The organism is Mucilaginibacter sp., assembly GCF_039207105.1.
Lineage (GTDB): Bacteria > Bacteroidota > Bacteroidia > Sphingobacteriales > Sphingobacteriaceae > Mucilaginibacter.
Map to the genome: position 1 here is coordinate 1 of NZ_JBCECK010000081.1, position 23146 is coordinate 23146.

The 23146-nt window shown below is 43.0% G+C and carries 8 protein-coding genes; 6 read left to right on the plus strand and 2 right to left on the minus strand.

Translation table 11 applies throughout. The features are described 5' to 3' along the window. The coding region (locus AAGC65_RS16125) for a glycoside hydrolase family 92 protein (protein WP_343113491.1) at positions 1-908 on the plus strand (908 nt) is incomplete at its 5' end. 249 nt (positions 909-1157) lie between these two features. On the opposite strand, the gene AAGC65_RS16130 is transcribed toward AAGC65_RS16125, so the two are convergent. Then, positions 1158-2468 carry an amino acid permease gene (locus tag AAGC65_RS16130; RefSeq protein ID WP_343113492.1) on the minus strand — a complete coding sequence of 437 codons (1311 nt, stop codon included), beginning with the start codon at positions 2466-2468 and terminating at the stop codon, positions 1158-1160. Between the two features lie 143 nt (positions 2469-2611). Between AAGC65_RS16130 and AAGC65_RS16135 the strand changes: the two genes are divergently transcribed. Next, positions 2612-3334, plus strand: coding sequence for a hypothetical protein (locus tag AAGC65_RS16135; protein WP_343113493.1), 723 nt, complete (start codon positions 2612-2614; stop codon positions 3332-3334). Between the two features lie 99 nt (positions 3335-3433). Next, a complete protein-coding gene (locus AAGC65_RS16140; RefSeq protein WP_343113494.1) occupies positions 3434-5185 on the plus strand; it encodes a c-type cytochrome in 1752 nt (583 codons plus the stop codon). Positions 5186-5198: 13 nt separating this feature from the next. On the opposite strand, the gene AAGC65_RS16145 is transcribed toward AAGC65_RS16140, so the two are convergent. Continuing rightward, positions 5199-7760: a hypothetical protein gene (locus tag AAGC65_RS16145; RefSeq protein WP_343113495.1), complete on the minus strand. Its 2562-nt coding sequence runs from the start codon at positions 7758-7760 to the stop codon at positions 5199-5201. A gap of 349 nt (positions 7761-8109) precedes the next feature. Between AAGC65_RS16145 and AAGC65_RS16150 the strand changes: the two genes are divergently transcribed. From AAGC65_RS16150 to AAGC65_RS16160, 3 genes are all read left to right on the plus strand, one after another. Further along, positions 8110-20154, plus strand: coding sequence for a gliding motility-associated C-terminal domain-containing protein (locus AAGC65_RS16150; RefSeq protein ID WP_343113496.1), 12045 nt, complete (start codon positions 8110-8112; stop codon positions 20152-20154). Between the two features lie 75 nt (positions 20155-20229). After that, positions 20230-21231, plus strand: a complete 1002-nt coding sequence (locus AAGC65_RS16155) for a PorP/SprF family type IX secretion system membrane protein (protein ID WP_343113497.1) — start codon at positions 20230-20232, stop codon at positions 21229-21231. Between the two features lie 11 nt (positions 21232-21242). Further along, positions 21243-23146: OmpA family protein (locus AAGC65_RS16160; RefSeq protein ID WP_343113498.1), on the plus strand; the 1904-nt coding region annotated here is incomplete at its 3' end.

Here is a 23146-nt window from a genome sequence, read left to right on the forward strand (position 1 = left end):
TAAAGATCAATGAAAATGCTGCCCGTACTTTAGAGTATGCTTATGATGATTTTGCCATTTATCAATTAGGTAAGGCATTGGGCAAACCGGCATCAGAGATTGATATCTACAAAAAACGCAGCCAGAACTACCGTAACCTGTTTGACCCATCAACTAAACTGATGCGTGGAAAAAACAAAGATGGTTCGTTTGAAACGCCATTCAATCCGTTTAAATGGGGCGATGCCTTTACTGAGGGTAACAGCTGGCACTACAGCTGGAGCGTTTTCCACGATATACAAGGTTTAATAAACCTGGTAGGCGGCAAACCTCAATTTGCTGCTAAACTGGATTCGGTATTTACCATGCCTCCGGTGTTTGACGATAGCTACTACGGTGTAACCATTCACGAGATCCGCGAAATGCAGATAGCAGGTATGGGTCAGTACGCACACGGTAACCAGCCTATTCAGCACATGATATACCTGTACAACTATGCAGGTGAGCCCTGGAAAACCCAATACTGGGCACGTGAAACCATGAACAAGCTGTACAAAGCAGTACCTGATGGCTACTGCGGTGATGAGGACAACGGTCAAACATCTGCCTGGTACGTATTTTCGGCAATGGGCTTTTATCCGGTAACGCCAGCCAGCGATCAATACGTATTGGGTGCGCCATTATTTAAAAAGTTAACCGTTAATCTGGAGAATGGTAAAAAAATCACCATCAATGCTCCTAAAAACAGTGCCGATAATAAATATGTAAATACCCTTAACGTTAATGGTAAAGCATATGACTTAAATTGGTTAAGTCATAAAGCATTATTGAATGGTGCTGAGCTGAACTTTGATATGTCGGCCACGCCGAATAAAGTACGCGGTACCAAAGCTGAAGATGTACCTTATTCTATGTCGAACGAAAAATAAAATTTGATAATTTCTAATCGTAGATAATTAAACCTACGAAGTTTTCAAAACTTCGTGGGTTTTTTGCTTTTAGTAGTGTACATCGACTCACCCGGTCTACGCTTCGCTGGACCACCCTCTATTCGCCTACTGCGGAAAGAGGGAATTGTATAGAGGCGACAAATATAAAGGCGGTAACCCTCTTTGCGGCGAAGCCGGAGAGAGGGTCGTCAAGCGTAGCGTAGACGGGGTGAGTATATAACAGTAGGTTTAACTATTCTTTTTATAAGCCAGCCATACATAAAACGGAATACCGCCCATCAGCAGTAAAAAACCATAATAAACGGCGTCTTTACCCGTCCCGGCGATGGTCCACAAGGCATAGCCAAAAGCCAGAATTGCTAACACTATAGCCCCGCTTAAGCCATTAACCTGCTTTTGTTTTACCCTGATAATTAAATAGGAGGCTGCCGACAGCAGGTAGGGGATCAATATAGATAACAAAGATAAGAGCAACAGAAATTTAAACTGTTCTACTAATCCTTTGGTGTAATTCATACTCATGAAAACAGATACCATTACACTGCTCACTAAAATGCCCACATAAGGCACGCCCTTTTTATTTTGACGTGTAAAAGCTGTGGGGAATAGTTTATCGTTGGCAATGGCAAACGGCATCTGGCCTTGCAATAGTGTCCAGCCATTTAGCGAACCGAAGGCGGCTATGGCTATGCCTGCACTTACCCAGTAACGGGCATTGCTGCCGTAAATCACAACAGCCGCATCGGCAAACGGAGTAACCGAGCGTTGTAGCGCCGCAGGCGCGATAATGCCCATCACGCTTATACTGCTCAATATATAAACGAGGGTGGCAATCAGTAAACCCAGCAGCGTAGCGCGGGGAATGGTTTTTTCAGGATTGGCCACACTGCCCGAGGGCACGGTGGCGCTTTCAATACCAATAAAGGCAAACATAGTCATGGTTGCTGTTGCGGTTAATGCGCTATATACCGATGTGCCGCTCCCATTAAACGGAACGAAATTTTTGGCCTGTATAAAAAATAAGCCGCCAATAGCTACTAATACCAACGGCGTAATTTTTAAAATAGTGGTGATCAGTTGTACCTTACCTCCGGCCACTACTCCCCGGGTATTAATATAAGTAAGCAGCCAAATAGTGCATAAGCCGGTAGCTACGGCTGCAACAGCGCTTGAGGCCAATACCGGAAAAAATGTGCTCAGGGCACTTACAAATGAAATGGTGATGGCCGCATTAGCACAGGAAACAGCCAGATAATATCCCCAGGCTACCAGGAAACCTGCAAAATCGCCCAGGCCGGTGCGGGTGTAAGCATAAGGACCACCCGTGGCGTGAGGCAATAGCTTGCTCAGGTTACTGAATACCTTAGCCAAAAAGAAAGAGCCTATAGCAGAAAATACCCAGCCCAGCAAACCTATACTCCCAAAAGAGGCCATAGCAGCGGGCATTAAAAATACCCCGGCGCCAATCATATTACCTACAACCAGAGAGGTGCTGGTCCATAAACCTAATTTGTTTTTTTCTGGAGCTGATGTGGGCATAGTAATAAAATTTTATGCGAAGATAAGATAGCATATTTATTTACGCTATCACCAAAATGGGGTAAATAAGTTGGTATTCGCAAGTGAGTTAAAAGATGTTAAAATTTGTTAATAATCAAATACTTGCAGTAAATTTATTAGTGATGGAACTTAAACCAGCTATATTGATCTGCATCATAATTGGTTGTTCTTGGGGTATGCTTAAAGCGCAGCAACCTCAAAAACAACAAGGACTCTTGCTTAAAAGTGCCGGTGATATCAGATTAGGAAATGTAGCTGTTTTAAATAAACGCAGCGGAGTTGCTGTAAAATCAAATACAGTTGGCGTTTTTAACATTGCTGCTATATCTGGAGATACCTTGCAATTTACAAGCTCCGGTTATTTATCTGGCGAGTGTGTGGTGACAGATCTTCTGGATAAAATAATTTATCTCCAACCTGTTATTGAATTACCCGAGGTTATCGTAAAGGAAAATTCATTACTACAAGAGATAAGGGAAACACAATTAGGCTACCGGAAAAAGAGCGTTTTTTATACCGGTACACCTCATTATTATTACTTGTTTTTAAAACCCATGACCTTCATTTACGAGAACTTTAAAAGCGAGGTAAAAGATGCCCGCAGATTCAATCGCTTTGCTAAGCGGGAGCTTACGGCCAATGAAATTAATAAACGGTTTAATGATTCGCTTATCAAACAAATTGTTCCTGTAAAAGCTAATGAAATAGATGATTTCAGAGCTGATTATAGCCCTACCATACAGCAACTCAATAGCATGAATGATTATGACCTGATCAATTATATTAAAAATAGTTATCAGGATTATAAAAGGAAAAACGCGGGTAAAGATATACACAAGTTGTAAATGCTTGCATTATATATAAAAACATAACCTCATTTAAACATTTCGGGCGTGTAATCCTTTATAGCTGAGATATCGGTAAATCAAGTCTTTAAATACTTTATGAAAAAATGCGCCCCTATATTTTTGGCAGCCGTTTCCGCCATTTTAATCTTCAGTTTCACCGTTATACCTGATCCGCATAAATTACCTGTTCCGGATAAAAATAATGGCGGCTTATATTTGCCCGGCAACTTCAGGGCTGTAGTGGTGGTGGATAGTTTGGAGGGGCGCGCTCGTCATTTAGCAGTTAACACCAACGGCGATGTTTTTGTAAAGCTGAGGTTTCCGGATTCAATAGGGGGGAATGTTGTACTGCGCGATACCAATCACGATGGCCGGGCCGATATTATTAAAAAGTTTGGCAATTATGAAGATAAAGGCTCTTATGGTACAGGGATGCGTGTGCACAAGGGATATTTATATTTCAGTTCGGAAGTTAATGTTTATCGCATCAAACTAAACCCGAAAACGTTGGTTCCGGCCGGCCCTATGGAATTGATATTGCATGATAAAAATGCCCCGCATGAGCATGATGCAAAGCCTCTCGCGTTCGATGACAAGGGGCACATGTATGTGGCTTTCGGTGCACCATCAAATGCCTGCCAGGTTCAAAATCGGGTACCAGGTTCAATGGGTGTTAAGGGTTGTCCATTATTAAAAGATTATGGTGGCATTTGGCGCTTTGATGAAGCTAAACACAACCAGCTTCAAAAGGATGGGATACGCTATGCAACCGGATTACGCAGTGTGGTTGCTATGGACTGGAACACAGCCGATAGTTGTTTATATGTAGTAGCGCATGGACGCGACGATCTGCGGTTACAATTTCCCAAATTATTTACTCCGTGGCAAAGCGCGGTTTTACCGGCCGAAGAATTTTTAAAAGTGAAGCAGGGCACAGATGCAGGCTGGCCATATTACTATTACGATCCTTTTAAAAAGAAACTGATGCTGAACCCAGAATATGGCGGCGATGGAAAAAAGGAAGGCAACAGTGCCACATATACCAAACCCATTATGGCTTTTCAGGCTCATTGGGCGCCTAACGATCTGTTGTTTTATACGGGCAACCAGTTTCCGGAACGATATAAGAATGGAGCTTTTATAGCTTTTCATGGCTCAACCAATCGGTCACCTTATCCGCAGGCTGGTTTTTTTGTTTGCTTCGTGCCGTTTAAAAATGGAGCGCCAACGGGGCAGTGGGAAATTTTTGCCGATGGTTTTACAGGCCGTAATACCGTGGTTAGTGTAAGCGATGCGCTTTACCGGCCAATGGGGGTATCAATGGGGCCCGATGGTTCTTTATATGTAAGCGAGACTGAAAAGGGTAGGGTATGGCGAATATTTTACCAGGGCGATAAGACCAAGTTTACATCAGCCCAGTTGCTTAAAATGGAGCAACGAAAAAAGCTGCCTGGTTTTAAACTGCCCGATGTAATGCGCAATAATATGGCAAGCGCTATGCTAACCGGCGGCGCTAAGTTGTACAATATGTATTGCGCTAATTGCCATCAAAAAAACGGGAAAGGAGATGGTAATCTTTTTCCGCCTTTGGCTGGTTCCGAATGGGTTACCGGAGGCAAGTTTATGGAAAAGGACCTGGCCATAAGAGTGTTGCTTAATGGCCTTGAGGGTCCGGTTAAAGTTAAAAATGTACCTTATAACAGTGTAATGCCCAAGCACAATTTTTTGAGCGATAATCAAATTGCACAGATACTTACCTATATCCGTAATAACTTTGGCAATAACAGCAGTTTGGTTACCGCCTCAGAGGTAAAAAAGGTAAGGGCAAGCATTGCCGGCGGTAAGTAAACAGCTTTGCAGCTTAATGATTTACTTTCACCTTTACCGCCAGAGCCTCCTGTTTGTTTTGCTTTACAAAAATATCGGGATTTAAACCGCACTCACGTAATAATTTGGTGAGGTTATAGGATACTTGTTTGTATAGCTGTGGATCAAGATTCATCAGTTGTTCGCTGTTTAAAACGGTGAAATAAATAAACAGTTTTGATAGTTTATTTCCCGATTCGTCTGAAACCTGGGTTAAGCAATTCATGTATCCGTTAATAGTTGAATAATCGGTATTTAAAATAGCATGCTTTATTTTTAGCCCATAAAGAAGTGATTTCATAAAGGGGGTGAACAAGTATTCCTCCTGTTTATGTGATATGGAAACGGAGTCACAGACATCTTGTAATTTATGTTTTTCTTCCAGTAAAAAATATTTGTCGGCTGCCGCTATTTTTAAAAAGAAGGTGTAAGCAAATGCTGGTTCGGTGTTTGTTTTATTGAAAGCATTGATAAGCCTTAACGTTTTAAGGGGTTTCTGACAGATAGATGTAGAATAAGTTGCTAAAAGATAAATAAGGTCATCGGCTTTCTTATCATAAGCACTTTCACTACGTTTTGGCGGATTAAAATAGAACCTGGTTATCTCTGTAAAAAAGTCTTTCCTGATTATACCATACTTAAGGTATTGATAAATAGCGTTCAGGCAATGTAAAGGGTTTATGGCAAATTGCTGAAAATCATGCTGCTGAAATGCTTTTAATTTTGTTAAATAATTTTCCAGCTGAGTAATATCCAGTTGAAGTATAGCTATAGTTGCCAAAGCAGTATAAGTAAGTACTTTTTTATGGTTGGAAAGTTCAAATTTTAATAACGTTTGTAAGGCCCTTTTATAATCTGTGTGAATAAACTCCAGTCCGAAAAAGTAGTAGAATAGCCCGTCGCTGCAGTCCTGCTTAAAAAAGTTTGCTGTAGCCTCAGTATCAGCATTGCCAAAACAAATTCTTTGAAGCAGGTCACCTAAAAAAAGTATCAGTTCTGATTTTTCTTTAGCATCGAAATTAATTTGGGCTACAAGTTCAAAGCTTTCCTGTTGCCCATTTTTTACGGCATGCATTACACACCATTTTATTACAGGTAGCTTATGCTCATTATTATTAAAGGTATTATTAATGGTTTTGATCAGGCTGAGATCAAACCGCTGGTTGTTTTCAATGAGTAGTTTTTTTGCTATGGTAAACTGCAAAAAGTTATTATTGCCAAACTGCACCAGCGTTTTAAACTGAAAGTTGTTGCTTGAATTTACTTCCTTTAAAAAGCCTATACTTAATAGTTCATAGTAAGCCTGGCTATATTGCTTAAGTTTATCATTGCATTTAAACTTATCAAGTTCATATACGCCGCTTTTAATATCCATTTCATCTACCAGGCCTTTAAGTAACAGCACCTTTTCGGTAGCATAATGACCCAAATAAACTTTATTCAGTATAAATATGGAAATGAGCTCATATATGGATATGTTATCAATATTATTGAGCGAAAAATTGTTTTTATGTTGCTTGTAGTAAAATTGAAAATATAAGGGGTGATTAAAATTATTAGCAACGTCAACGGCAATAAAATTTTGAGCGTCTGGATTTATGGTACGGCACAGATCTCTTATTTCCTGAATATTGAATAGCGGCACGTTTGTAGTAAGGTCATGGTCTGTTATAAATCCGGTATACCAGTTATCCAGGCCAAACTCCATATTGTGTTTATTGTTGATCCAGTTGGCAGAGCGCATGGTTAAAACCAGCTTAAACCATTCATGTGATTGGTAAAAAGAAAAAATATCCATAAGCTGGGTCAAAACAAGTTCAAACTGGTCGTTCTTGAACATATGTTCATCAAAGCCATCAATAATGAGATAAAACCTGCCTCCATTACGTTTACTGATATCAAACAATGCCTCTATGTCTTCCTCTTTTGAATATCCGAGTAGGGCAAGCAGCCAGTCATTAAGATCACGGCCGCTTAAAAAAACATTCATTAAGGCGCTGCTGCTAAAAAATAGAATAATATCGTTATTGCCTGATTCTAATTTTTCATCTATCCAGTGGCAAAGGCCAATTGTTTTTCCGTAGCCTGATGGCGCGGCAAATACCGTGGCTGTATAATCGCCCCTTAAAAATTCATCAAAGTGATCATTAATGAATTTGCGGCGAATGGTTTGATTAAATGGAATGCCTGAGCGATTTTTTAAAGCTTGTAATGTAAAGTGTGTAATTTTTGCCGCATTATAACTAAGGGTTTTCCAGTCAATATGTTCATTCTGTAATTTATCGGCAGGTAAACTTTCCTGTTCACAAAAATTATCCCAACCCTCAAAGCCGCAATATTTGGCCATAACGTTAATGGTGAACAGCGAAGGCTTGAACTTACTGTATGCAAAACCGTATACTCGTTTTAAAGTGGTTTCGCTCACAGTTAGTTTAGTTTTAACATAGATCTGTAATGCAAGCGCCTTACAATCGCCCGGTGTAATGCTCCTGATGTTAGCATTAGCGAGCACACGTGATTTCAACGTTTCGAATTGAATTGGTGAAAAGGATATCATAAGATTACGCAGTTAGGTGTTGTGTTATAAATACTCAATTAATTGGGGCACAGTTCTTGTTGTTAATACAATTAATCGAACGTAATTATTATACGGGGAAAATATCAATTAATGTTGCAAGCATATATAGCGAAATATGCTTTATTAGCCACTATTTAGTGTGTTTACGTTCAATATAGAGACATAGGTTTTAAAATAATATTTAATGAACAAAATGAACAGTTAATTATTTCGTGAATATTATGAAAATGATTGCTTATAAGTGAATAAAGTGTATTAATAATTATCTTCATGTGCTGCGTAGTTTTGGAGGGTGTAACTATTTACACCTATCCTTAATTACATTTGCATGAAAACCTTTACCTTTTATAGCAGGTACATAATTACCTTATGCCTGTTATTGTGTGTATCAAGCAATATCTTCGCACAACGACATTTCGCGACTGACCAAAAAACCGGGGCTACCGGTCTGCTTTGTGTAAACTGCGTGGTTACTGATTCGCTTAATGCAAAAGATGGAAATCTGCAAACTCACTCTACGTTAAATGTGGCCGTTGGTTTGTTGGCTGCAACATACCAGGAGCTGATATTCCCGGCTCAGGTTCCTGCCAATACTCCTTTAACTATAAAATTAGGAACCGGCGATAACCTGCTTGATGTTACTGCATTAGGTGGTGTAGTTATTACTCCGTATAATGGGAGTGTGGCTGGTACATCTGTTACTGCGCCAACATTGGCCAGCGTAGCAAGTAATAATAACCAGTTAGAGCTAATATTTTCGCCAACAACTGCTTATGACAGGGTAAGGGTAACGCTTAGTGGTGGCTTATTGGGTGCCTTAAGCAGTATATATTTATATGATGCCTTTTACACAACTCCAAGCGCGCCTGTATGTAATACGGCTTATGACGAATTGCATGGTGTATCATCGGCATTGCTTGGGTTGGGTTTAGATATAGGTGGGGTGCAAAATCCGCAAAACGCTATTGATGGCAATATTAATACCGCGTCAACTCTAAACGCGGGTGTAGGCGCGTTAGGCGCATTTGCCCAGCAAACCATTGTTTTTCAATCAGCCTCAACAGTAGGCGATTCGATACGCCTTACGCTGTCGCTACCAAAAGCTTTGTTAGATGTAGGGCTGCTTACCAATATTACCGTTTCAAGCTTTAACGGAAATACAGATAATCATGATACCCAGCAGCTAACCGGCTCTTTGCTCCGTTTGCGTTTGCTTGATTTGACCAATAACAGACAGCGCGTACAGGTTACCTTTGCACCTGCTAAGGTGTTCGATCGTGTTCAGCTCAGGCTGGGCGGCATAGCCAGTGTTTTATCAACCCTGAACCTGCATGAGGCCGAAGTAGTTATACCAAAACCTACTATTACGGTTAATAATGTTGCTGTAACCAACCCTCAACTATGTTCGGGCAGTACTATTGCTTTAACCGCAACATCAACTGTACCTGGTACTACATTTAGTTGGTATACTCAACAAACAGGTGGTACGCCAGTATCAACCAATGCCACTTATACTACTCCGGCTTTAACCGCGAATACTACTTATTATGTATCGGCTACAAGGCCAGGCTGCGCAACCGCGTCTGACCGTGCTGCGGTAACTGTTAATGTTAACCAGGTTCCGGCAGCGCCCGTAGTTGTTAATCCTAATATTTCCATATGCCCGGGCTCGCCCGCGGTATTTGCAGCAACGCCTGTAAATAACGTTACGGTTAACTGGTATACTGCAGCAACCGGAGGCACATTGGAATTTACGGGTAATACCTTCAATACAGTCAACTTAACTGCAACAACCAGCTACTATGCTGAGGCTGTAGTTGGCGGTACCTGCGTAAGTGCCACACGTACCAAAGTAACGGCAACTATAAACGCCGCGCCTGTTGTACCTACGTTAACCGCGCCAAACACAACTATTTGTGATGGCGACGTTGCGGTGTTGGCCATAGCATCTCCTGTAGCCGGCCAAACTTATAACTGGTATGATGCCGCCACAGGTGGTAACCTGCTTTATACAGGTCAAAACTTTACCAGCCCGGCATTGCACGCCAATACCAGCTATTATGCCGAAGCTGTTAATCTTACCGGTTGTGCAAGCGCTACCCGTGTACAGGCCAACGTTACGGTAACACCAAAACCGGCTGATCCTGTGCTTGGGGTAAATAGTACTAACATCAATTCAGGCGAAACGGCTACCATAAGTGTAACCAACGCGCAAACAGGTATTACCTATAAATGGTATGCAGCGGTTGGTGCAGCCACTCCAATATTTACCGGTAACCCTTATACTACACCAGCGCTGTTCAGCACTACTACTTATTATGTTGCTGCTGTTAACGCTACCGGTTGCGAATCGGTAAATCGTACCGCTATCACTATTAACGTAGGTGTTAACAATAGCAGTGCACCATGTACATTTGCTAATACTCCATCTCAGGGAACAACCGGCCTATGCTTATTGTGCGGTGTCAATTCACAGGAATTGGCTACCGATGCCGATACTACTACTGCATCAACTATATTTGTAGGCGTTGGGCTTAATACATCTTCTTTTGAAACACTTCAATTTCAACAGCCTGGCTTTGCAGGTGATAAGATCAGACTGGTACTGCAAAGCCCAGGTAGCTTATTAGATGTAAATGTATTAGGTGGTATCACAATAGATGTTTATAATGGAAATACCCTTGTAAACAGCTATCCGCTTAACAGTAACCTGCTTACTTTACGTTTATTAGGGGGAACTAATCGCTATTCGGTAACTGTACCTGCTACCGGCAATTATGACCGTGTAAGGGTATCAATAAAAGGTGGTATTGCGCTGCTTCCAACATTGCAGGTTTTCTATGCTGTACAGGAGTATCCTACACCGGTATTTGATTCAGCCGCTCCTTCAATTTGTAAAGGAGGCACTGCTACTATTAATATAACTGCGCCTAATCCTGCTAACGGAACTTATAAATGGTATGCTACACCAACAGGAGGCACTGCATTAGCCTCTACCAATAATGGTGCAACGTTTACCACACCGGCATTAACCGCCAATACTACTTATTATGTTGAGTACAATCGTAACGGTAGCTGTGCAAGCCCGGTACGTGTGCCTGTACCGGTAACCGTGAATGATGCCCCGGTGAAACCGGTTGTTACGCCGCCGAACTCTACTATACTGGCAGGCGAAACCGCTACCTTCAAAGCTACCGTAGTAAACGGAGCTACTATAAAATGGTATACCCAGCCAACCGGAGGTATACCTGTATTTACCGGAAGTACTTTTACTACTCCGGCGCTGAGTGCTAATACAACTTATTATGCCGAAGCATCATTAGGCAGTTGCGTATCACCAGACAGAACTGTTGTGCCGGTGAACGTAACACAAGTAGTAATACCTGATATTTCTGTAAATCCGCCAACACAATCAGTTAACGCAGGTTTAACAGGAACTATCACTGCCAGCTCAACCACTCCGGGAACGGTATTTAACTGGTATACAACACCAACAGGTGGTTCGCCTATATTTACAGGTGCAACTTATGTAACACCGCCGGTATTTGGCAACGCCACTTATTATGCCGAAGCTGTAGTTACAGCCACCGGTGCTAAGTCGGCCACACGTGCTCCTGCGGTAGTTAATGTAATTAATGCCGGATCGGATCCGGTAGCTTGCGATGCTGCTACAGGGCAAACTCCAACCATTAACGGCGTCTGTTTGTTTTGCGATATCAGTAATGGAGCAGCTGCCGTTGATAATGATCGCAATTCATTTTCACAAATACATGTTCCAGTAGGTTTACTGGGCGGATCTGCACAACAATTGTTAAAATTTGCCACCCCAGGTATTATTGGAGATAGCGTTGTTGTGGAGCTGGGTATCCCGGGTTCGCTGGCAGATGTTGGTGTATTATCACAAATTAACATCGCTACTTATAGTGGCCCTACTTATAATAATGATCGCTTCTCGGTAGATGGCTCATTGCTGCATCTTACTTTGCTGAACGGCACAAACCGCTTCAGGGTTGCCTTTAAAGCTACACATGCTTTTGATGGTGTCGAGATTCAGTTTAACTCGGGCCTCGCCGGTTTATTAAATGCGGTAAATGTTTATGACGCTTATCGGTCTGTTGCTGCGCCGGTTCTGGCTAATCCTTCAGGGATCAGCATTTGCCAGGGAACAAGCGGTACCTTAACTGCCGATCCGGTACCGGCCAATGTAACCATCAAATGGTATGCTCAAGCAACAGGAGGTACAGCCCTGCATACAGGTAATACGTTCGCTACACCTGTATTGAGTGTAACTACAACTTATTATGCCGAAGCCAGTCGCACCGTAAATGGTTGCGCGCAGCCGGTGCGTACCCCGGTTACGGTAACCGTTACGCCGGCTCTTGCTCCGCCATCTGTAAATCTAACTACTACCATATGTTCAGGGCAGCCAGCCGTGTTTACAGCTGCCGCTGTTACCGGTGTTACCTTTAACTGGTATAATGTGCCAACAGGTGGTACTGCATTGGCCACTAACCAACTGCAATTTACTACGCCGGTATTAACTGCTACCACCTCTTATTATGTGGAGGCGGTATCAGCAACTTGCGGTACATCAGCCCGTGTCAAAGTAACGGCTAATGTAACCCCGCCGCCAGCTATGCCGATTGTACCAACAACTCCACAACAAATCTGTTCAGGTTCACAAGCGGTGGTAGCGGTATCAACGGTTGTGCCAAATACTACTTATATATGGTACACCACTCCAACCGGCGGAACTCCTGTAGCTACAGGATCATCATATACTACTCCGGCATTAACTGCCAGTACATCATATTACGTTGAAGCTGTGTCAACAGGGGGCTGTACCAGCTCAACGAGGGCAAAAGCGGATGTGTCGGTTAATCCGACACCCGTTGCGCCTACTGTATCGGTTAACCCGGCAGGCGGACAAATTACCTCCGGCCAAACTGCTACTTTAACCGCATCTTCAACTACTCCAGGTGTAACTACCTATAAATGGTACCTGGCACCAACAGGCGGTACCGCGGTACTTACAGGTGCTACAGTTACCACTCCTGCTTTAACATCAAACACAACTTATTATGTTGAGGCTATAGGCGGCACCGGTTGTATCAGCGATACACGTACAGCGGTAACCATTACCGTAAACCCGATATTCTCAACATCATGCGATTTCGCATCAACACAATTACCTGTTGTGAGTAGCGGTTTACTCTGTGTTAATTGTGCTGTAATTTCTGGGGACAACGCCGTTAACTCTGATACGACCGATTTTAGCCAGATAGTTGTTCCTCTTAGCTTAGTAGGTGCAAATTATGGGCAACAATTAATATTCAGCAATGCAGGTGTTGTTGGTGATACTGTAAGGGTTAAGATTGCTCTTCCGGCAACGCTTATTTCAGCAAGTGTTTTAAGTCAATTGCAAATAGCTTCGTATAACGGGAGTACTTATAATAATGACCGTATCGATTTAAACAGCAGCTTATTAACACTTAGTATCCTGGCAGATAAACAAACAGCCATTATAAAATTTGTTCCCAAAGCAGCGTTTGATCGTGTTGAGGTCAGACTTAATGGTGGTTTGGTCTCAGCGTTAACTGGTGTAAATATTTATTATGCAACTAAGCAGGTTGAGTTGCCGGCTGTAGATGCTAAGGCTAAATCTATCTGCGCAGGTAATACTGCTACCTTTGCGGTTACTAACTCTCGTACAGGGGTTTCTTACAATTGGTATGCTGCGGCAACCGGTGGTACTACTTTAAAAACCGGCACCTCATTTACAACACCTGTATTAAATGCAACCGCTACTTATTATGTAGAAAGCAGCCGCACTGCTACCGGTTGTGCTAACCCTAACCGGGTAGCGGTAACCGTTAACGTTACTGCAGCACCTGTTAATCCGGTATTGGCACAAGCTTCAGTTCCGGTATGTTCTGGTTCCGGCGCTACGTTTACCGTGTCGCCAACTCAGAATGGTGTAATATATACCTGGTATGCGGCTGCGACAGGCGGTTCGCCATTGGCTACCGGATCACAATTTACAAGCCCGCCGCTTACTACCAATACATCTTATTGGGTAGAAGCATCAGCAAACGGATGTGTTAGCCCGGCCCGTACCAAAGCCGACGGGGTTGTTAACCCTATACCGGCGGCACCAACCTTTAGTGTAAGTCCTAACGGCGGAAATATAACAGCCGGCGGAACAGCCACTATTACAGCAGCATCAGCTACAACTGGTGTTATATTTAAATGGTACACTACTTTAACAGGCGGCAACGCTATATTTACCGGTAGTCCATTTACCACTCCGGTATTAAACGCAACTACAACTTATTATATTGAAAGCACACTGGCTTCAGGTTGCGTAAGTACCACGCGTACACCGGTAGTTATTACGGTTACACAGCCTGTTGTAATACCCGATGTGGCAGTAAATCCACCAACGCAAACTGTTAACACAGGTGCTGCAGGCAGTTTAACCGCCTCATCAACAACTCCGGGTGCAGTGTTTAACTGGTTTACAACTCCAACCGGAGGTACAAGTATATTTACAGGGGCTAACTTTACAACTCCGAACCTGTTTGCCAATACAACATACTATGCAGAATCATCTATAACTGCTACAGGTGTAAAATCAGCTACAAGAGCAGCTGGTATAGTTAATGTAACCCCAACAGGTACAAGCCCTGTACCTTGCGACGCCGCTATTTCACAAACAAATTCGTCTGATAATTTGTGCTTATTCTGCGGTACAACTGAGCCTCAAAATGCGATAGATAATAATGGCAGCTCATTCTCTCAAATACACATACCAATAAGTTTAGCAAATGGCTCATCGCAACAAACTTTAGGTTTTGCCAATGCAGGTATCGCGGGTGATAGTGTAACGGTTGATTTGGGTATCCCGGGCTCATTGGCCGATGTTAGTTTGCTTTCAAATATTCAAATAGGCACTCTCAATAATGGAGTTGATAATGGTGATCAATTTACAGTAAATGGCACATTATTGACTGTCAGGTTGCTTAATGGAACAAGCCGTTTCAGGGTAACGTTTGCAGCAACAAAAGCGTTTAATGCCGTTAAGGTAACTTTTAACGGAGGTGTGGCGACTCTATTAAGTGCGGTAAACGTTTATGACGCTTATCAATCCGTAGCAAAACCTATTGTTCCGAATGCTACAGGTAACACCATTTGCCAGGGTACAAGCGGTACTTTAACGGCCAGTCCTGTACCGGCTAACGTTACCATCAAATGGTATACGGCGGCAGTAGGAGGCACACTGGTAGGAACCGGCGCTACAATTGCGACACCGGTATTAACTTCAACTACAACATACTATGCCGAAGCCAGCCGTACAGGAAGTGGTTGCGCGCAGGCTATACGTACACCGGCCACGGTAACCGTTACGCCAGCTCCGGCACTGCCTGTAGTTACCGCGGCAAACAAACAAGTGTGCTCTGGTACGTCAACTTCCTTTACTGCCCAGGCAGTTAGCGGTGTTACCTTTAACTGGTACCCTGCGGCAACAGGTGGCACAGCGCTTGCTACTAACACGACTACCTTTACAACACCAAACTTAACTTCAACCACTGATTATTATGTTGAAGCTGTTGCAGGAACCTGCGGCAGTTCTGCCCGTACCAAGGTAACGGCAACTGTAACACAAACACCTGCGGTACCTGTATTAGCCGCAGCGCCTCCAATTTGTTCGGGTTCATTTGCGGTACTAACAGTATCTCCGGTACAACAGGGTGTTACTTATAACTGGTATGCTGCTGCAACAGGCGGTACTGCGCTTGCCACTAATAAGGCTACCTTTACCACGCCGAATTTAACTGCTACTACAACCTATTATGTTGAGGCGGTTTCTGCAGGCGGTACCTGTACAAGTACATCAAGGGGTTCGGTTACCGTAACGGTTAACCCATTACCTGTTGCTCCAACTATTACCGCTAATCCGGCCGGAGGCCAGATAACCTCAGGGGGAACGGCTACTTTAACAGCGGTATCAACTACTCCTGGAACTACTATAAACTGGTATACTTCAGCAACAGGAGGAACTGCAATAAAAACAGCTTCTTCTTCATATACAACTCCGGCTTTAACATCAAATGCAACGTACTATGCCGAAGCGGTATCCTCAACTACTGGTTGTACCAGTTCTGCACGTACGCCATTCACCATTACGGTAAATCCAATATTTGTAACTTCCTGCGATTTTGCATCAACTCAATTGCCTGATGTGAATAATGGAATTCTTTGTGGTGGCTGTGGTGTAGATAATGGTGATAATGCTGTAGATCAGAATATTACAAACTTTAGCACATTGAATTTGACATTGTCTGTTGGAGGAGGATACGTAGCGCAAAGATTAATATTCAGCGATGCAGGCAATGTTGGGGATACGGTAAGTGTAAAGATTTCAGTGCCCGCGAGTTTGGCAAGCGCAGATGTACTTAGCCAGCTCCAGATAGCTTCATTTAATGGTAATACGTTTAATAATGACCGCATTGATCTGCGAAGCAATTTATTGAAACTTGATATTTTGACTGGTGGACAAACCGCTATTGTGAAATTTGCACCTAAAACGGCATTTACAGCAGTGGAGATTCGGTTAACAGCAGGTATAGCATCAATATTCAACAGCTTAAATATTTATTACGCAAGTAAGCAGGTAGAAGCGCCAACATTACAGGTATCTACAGTAGCAGTTTGCGCAGGTAGCCCGGCCGTATTTACCGTAAGCAATGCAAGGGTCGGCGTAACTTATAAATGGTACAGCGCTGCGGTAGGCGGTACACTCGTTAATACCGGTACAAGCTTCTCTATTGTAAGCCCAACGGCCTCTGCTACCTATTATGTTGAAGCCAGCCGTACATCAAGTGGCTGCGTTAATCCTAACAGAGCAAAAGCAGAGCTTAACGTAACACCGTTACCGCCTACGCCAATAGTTGCTCCATATGCAGCTATTTGCGCAGGGCAGCCTATTACATTAACGGTTACCAATACCACTGGTGCCATCATTAACTGGTACGATGCACCAACAGGTGGTAACTTGCTATTGGCTAATAGCGCTGCTTTCAGCGCGTCGCCAATATCCAATATTACTTATTATGTAGAAGCGGTATCTGCAACTGGTGGTTCTTGTGCAAATCCAACAAGAAAGGCTGTTCCTGTAACGGTTAACCAGTTACCTTTACAACCAGGTGTAAGCTCTCCTAATGTATCAGTTTGTTTAGGCAGTCCTGCAACATTAGCTGTTGATGCACCACAATCAGGTGTGGATTATAATTGGTATACTTCTGCAACCGGAGGCACATCAGTACATCAGGGAGTTAACTTCCCGACCCCGGCTATTACGGCAGCTATAACTTACTATATTGAAGCTTCAAACTCAACTTCAGGTTGTATTAATACTGGCGGCCGTACAGCGGTTACCGTAACACCAAATTCGGTACCTGTAACACCAACATTAAGTGCTGCTGCCGATACCGTATGTAACGGAGGCGGTACTACTATTACAGTTACCAATGCAACACCAGGTGTTACGTATAACTGGTATGACGCCGCAACGTTAGGGAATCTTGTACACACAGGAGCAAGCTTCACGGTAAGTAATCTTACTACCAATACAACTTATTTTGTTGAAGCGGTGATTGCCAATGGTACTACCAACTGTACCAGCTCAACACGCGGATCAATTACTATAAACGTATTGGCTATACCTACTCCGCCGGTAGTGGTTACACCTGCGGGTGGTAATCAGGTTTGCTCGGGAACAAGTGCAACTTTAACTATTCAAAATCCACAGCCAGCGCTGGTTTACAACTGGTACAATGTGGCAACCGGCGGTACTCCGTTACAAAGCAGCACAAGTACAACCTTTACTACACCTGTTTTAACAGCTGATGCGGTTTATTGGGTTGAGGCATCAAATGGAAATGGTTGTACCTCTTCGGCTCGTACCAGGGTACCTGTTACGGTTAACAATATACCTGCTAACCCGGTATTGGCTTCAAACGCTGCGGTATGTTTAGGCAGCTCTGCAACCATATCAGTAACTGCTATACCTGGTATAACTTATAAATGGTATGATAACACCGGAAACCTGTTATTTACAGGTAACCCTTACAAAACCGACCCAATAACAGCAACTACCGACTTTTTTGTAGAAGCAGTAAACGCTACAGGCTGTAGCAGCATTGCCCGTACCCAGGCCGAGGTTACTATCGATCCGGCACCAGCCGCGCCGGTAATTGCGGGTGGATCTTCTGTGCCAACATGTGCTGGTAGTCAGGCTACTTTGAATATTGCTAATCCACAAGCAGGGTTTACCTATAACTGGTATACTACTGCAACTGGTGGTACACCGCTGCAAACCACAGGTAATGGTTCAACCTTCGTTACGCCTGTATTAACATCTAATACAACTTATTATGCCGAAGCAGTAAATGCCGGTGGATGCGGATCATCAAGTCGTACTGCTGTTGATGTGATCATTAATCAATTACCGTCAACACCGGTGCCTGTAGCTCAGGGCGGTTCATCAACACCGGCTGTATGTTCGGGAGCTTTCGCAGTATTAACTGCAACGGCTACACCTTCAACAGGAGTTACCTTTAAATGGTATACTCAGGCAACAGGTGGTACACCAGTATTTACAGGTATACCATTTACAACACCGGCAGTAACTGGTACTACAACTTATTATGTTGAAGCAGTAACTGATGCAACAGGTTGTACATCCGGAACACGTGGTGCTATAACAATTACTATTGATAACACTCAAGCGCCTGACCCTGCAGTTGATGCAGCCGGATTGACCACCTGTCAAAACAGTGCTACCACGCTGAATATAACCAACCCTGTTTCGGGTACTGTTTATAGCTGGTATACAGCGCCAACAGGTGGAAGCGCAATTGGCACAGGCTCAAGCTTTAACACTCCTGTATTAACCGCTAATACTACTTATTATGTTGAGGCTGTTAATCCTCAAAGCTGTAACCCATCAAACAGGGTTCCGGTTAATGTTACGGTAACCGTACAACCAAGTACACCAACGTTTACGGTACAGTCGCCGGTAAAGGTATGCCGCGGAAGTTCAACACAAATTTCAGTGGCTTCACCTCAGTCAGGATTAACCTATAACTGGTATACATCAGCCTCAAAAACCACTTTGGTAAATACAGGCCAAACTTTCACAACCGGACCGGTTAACGCTAATGCAACCTATTATGTAGAGGCGGTAAGTGGTTCATGCGCAAGCACTACACTGGCCAGTGTACAGGTAGTGGCAGTTGACGCGCCAGATGCACCTGCACTTGTAAATGGTAATTCGATCAGTAATTGCCAGGGTGGTCAGGCAACCTTAACTATAGCTAATCCGCAAACAGGCTTTACTTACAACTGGTACAGTTCGGCAAGCGGCGGCACAGCTTTAGCAACAGGTACAAGCTTTACCACACCGGTACTTAATACAAACACCATGTATTTTGTAGAGGCTGTAAATGTTACAGGTTGTCCGTCAGCTTCACGTACCAGTGTTACAGTTAACGTAACATCGGCACCAATGGCACCACAGGCCAGCACCGAGGGAACATCAGTATGTCCAGGATCGGCAACCACGGTATCAGCTACAAGTGCTACACCAGGAGCTGGCATAAAATGGTATGCCGATGCAACAGGCGGCACAGCCTTAGCAACCGGAACAAGCTTTACAACACCAACGCTAACAGCTACTACTACATATTATGCAGAAGCCGAAGTGGCAGGAGGTTGCGTATCTACAGTAAGAACGCCGGTAACGGTTACTGTACTTGGGCCGCTGACCGCACCGGTAGTTACAGTTGACGCAACTACACCTTCAAGTGTAACCTTTGCATGGCAGGCTGTAACCGGAGCTACCGGTTATCAGGTAAGTGTTGATAACGGACAGCACTTTATTACGCCAAGCTCGGGTGCAACGGGTTTAACGCACACCGTAACAGGCTTGCAACCGGCTCAGGATGTAACCATTATTGTGCGCGCTAACGGTAACTCTGATTGTCAGCAAAGTGCCAACTCAGCTGCGGTTACCGGTACATCAAGCAATCCATTTGGCAACGGATTATTTATACCGAATGTGTTTACTCCTAATGGCGATGGCAGCAACGATGTACTATTTGTATACGGTAACGCGATCAAGAGCTTAAAGATATCGATATATGACCAGTGGGGTGAGCTGCAATTTACATCAAACAGTAAAGCCAGCGGATGGGATGGTACTTATAAAGGCACTAATCAGCCGGTAGGCGTATATGTTTATTACGTTGAGGCCACCATGAATGATGGTCAGGTAGTGAAAAAGAAAGGTACAGTTACGCTATTACGTTAAGGTGGGCAGAAGTGCTGTATGATGTGATAAAAACCATCATACAGCACATTATAGCCGATCACAATTATAAACACTATGAAAAAAAGAATTATACTTATCATGGCTATACTGCTTCAGATAGGGGCAATAAGCCAACTAAAAGCGCAGATAGACCCTCACTTTTCGCAATATTACGCGTATCCGCTATACCTGAACCCTGCCTTAACCGGTGTGATTAATGGTGATACACGTATCAACGCGAACTTTAAAAATCAGTATGCAACTATCAACAATGCTTACCAAACCGGAGCGCTGTCTGTTGATTTTAAACCTACTGATAAAGTAGGTGTAGGGTTCAACGTGCTTAACCAGGCCGCTGGCGATGTAGGTTATAATTATTTTGCAGCTTATGGCTCCTTTGGTTACGCTATCGCGGTATCAAATGATGGTTATAAACGAGTAAGCTTTGGTGTGCAGGCTGGTGTTATTAACCGCAGCTTTGATCCGGCAAAGGCGCAGTTTGGTAGCCAGTTTAATCCTACAAGCGGTTTTGACCCTACTATGCCCAGCAATGAGAATTTCCTGAATACCAACGCAACCGTTTTTGATGCAGGTGCGGGTGTTTTTTATTATGATGGAGATCCTGTACATAACGCCAACCTGTTTGGTGGTATAAGTGTCGGTCACCTTTCGCGTTCAAAAGATCCGTTTGCGGTTGATGGTAGCACCAGTAAAATACCGCTCAGATATACGCTGCATGCTGGGGTACGTATAAAAGCTTCTGATTATTTTGATATTATTCCGCATGCCATATATATGAGGCAGCAAAAGGCCGAAGAGAAAGCCGTTGGTGCTTACTCTGAATTAAAACTACAAGATGATAAAGGTTTAATATTGGGTGGTATGTACCGTTTTAAGGATGCGGCAATAGCCAACGTAGGGTATCACATCAATAGCTTGATCATAGGAGCAAGCTATGATTTTAATACTTCATCACTTACCCGGGCCACATCTGGAAATGGCGGTATTGAGCTATCTATTAGTTATGTTTTCCGCAAACGTATTCAGGAGCCCGATGCAATTTGCCCAAGGCTTTAAACTTTATCAACATGAAGAAAATATTTACTACAATACTTATCCTGATTATCTTCAAGGGTGCTAATGCCCAATATAGTAAGGACAATCCTAAAGTTTACGGAGATAAGTCATTTAATAATAAAGATTATTACGAAGCCGCCTTTTACTATAAAAGAGCAGCTGAAGGCTTAAGCCTTACATTGGTACAAGCCATACCTTATCACGCGGGTGAAAAAACAAGTAAAAAACCGGCTAAGAAAGAAGATAGGGCTTATATATGCTTTCAACTGGCAGAATCATACCGTTTATATGAAAATTACCAGGAGGCCGAAGGCTGGTACCTGAAAGTAATAGATGAAAACTATGAAACAAAGTATCCCTTAGCACGGCTTTGGTATGGTGTGTGCCTGAGGGCCACGCAGCATTTTGATAATGCCATTAAACAGTTAGAGCAGTTTACTTCAACGTATAAGGGTGATAGCAAATACATTGATATTGCAAAAAAGGAGATCAGGAACTGCAGGTTTGCCAAAGAAGAATACCAATATCCTTTATTGCTTGAAGTAGTAAAATTAAAAGATCCTTTTACCTCAGATGGGTCTGACTATTCATTGATACAGCGTGATGGAAATAGCTTTTTTACCTCATCAAGATTTGTTAAGAACGATAAAAAGCACCTGAACAGGATTTATACTCTAAGTAAAGATAAACCAGGTACGCCTGAGGTTGTGGAGTTTAAAGGAGATGAAAGCAAAAAGGAATTAGAATACGGAACACCTTCATTTAGCGAAAACGGTAAAAGAATGTATTATACCCGCTGGTATAAGGAAGGTAGTAAAACCATACATGCTATTTATTACAGCAGCTGGGTTGATAACGCCTGGAGCGCGCCTAAAAAGATGAACAGCAATGTAAATGCAGAAGGATTTAATTCGATACAACCATTTGTAACGGCCGATGGCTTGCGTATGTTCTTTGCTTCTAACAAACCCGGCGGCCAGGGTGGCGATGATATTTGGGTTTGCTACCTTGATTTTAACGGCGATGCCACAAACTCAACTAACCTGGGTAACGTAATCAACACTTCCTTTGATGAAGAAGCTCCTTACTATGATTTGCCAAATAAAAGATTAGTATACAGTTCAAAAGGGTTTATTGGTTTAGGAGGGTTCGACTTTTTTGAAAGTTTCAGCAAGCTTGATAAGTGGAGCGAGCCTAAAAATATGGGCTACCCGATGAATTCGGCTAAGGATGATCTGTATTATTTGCCAAATCATGATGATGCTCGTAAATACTATCTCAGTTCAGACCGGGAGTCGGAATGCTGTTTAGCTTTGTTTGGAGCTGTTAACGCAAGCCATGTATTTTCTGGTATCGTGGTTGATTGCGATACCCGTAAACCGCTTGCAGGGGCTAAAGTAAGTTTTATTGATTCGTTATCAAAAGATACTATAAAACAGGTTGTTGTTGGTAAGGATGCACGTTACGCGTTTGAGGTAACCAACAAGCGCCCTTATAGCTTAAGGCTTGAAAAAACAGGTTATTTTGCTAAAAATGTTCCTGTACCTGCAAGTGGCCGCATGAATAAAGATACACTGGAAAGCCCTGAGATTTGCTTGCAGGCGTTTACTGTTGATAAACCTATCCTGATTAAAAATGTATTGTACGATTTTAATAAGGCTACGTTAAGACCCGAATCAAAAATTGTTTTAGATACACTGGTTATCGTACTTAAAGATAACCCTAAGATCAAAGTTGAGCTGGCTTCACATACCGATTCAATAGGCTCAGATAAATATAATGATAAACTATCGCAGGAGCGGGCGCAGGCATGTGTTGATTATATCATATCAAAAGGTGTTGAGCAAAGCCGTATTTATGCCAAAGGCTACGGCGAAAGAAAACCAATAGCACCAAACGCGCTTCCTAACGGGAA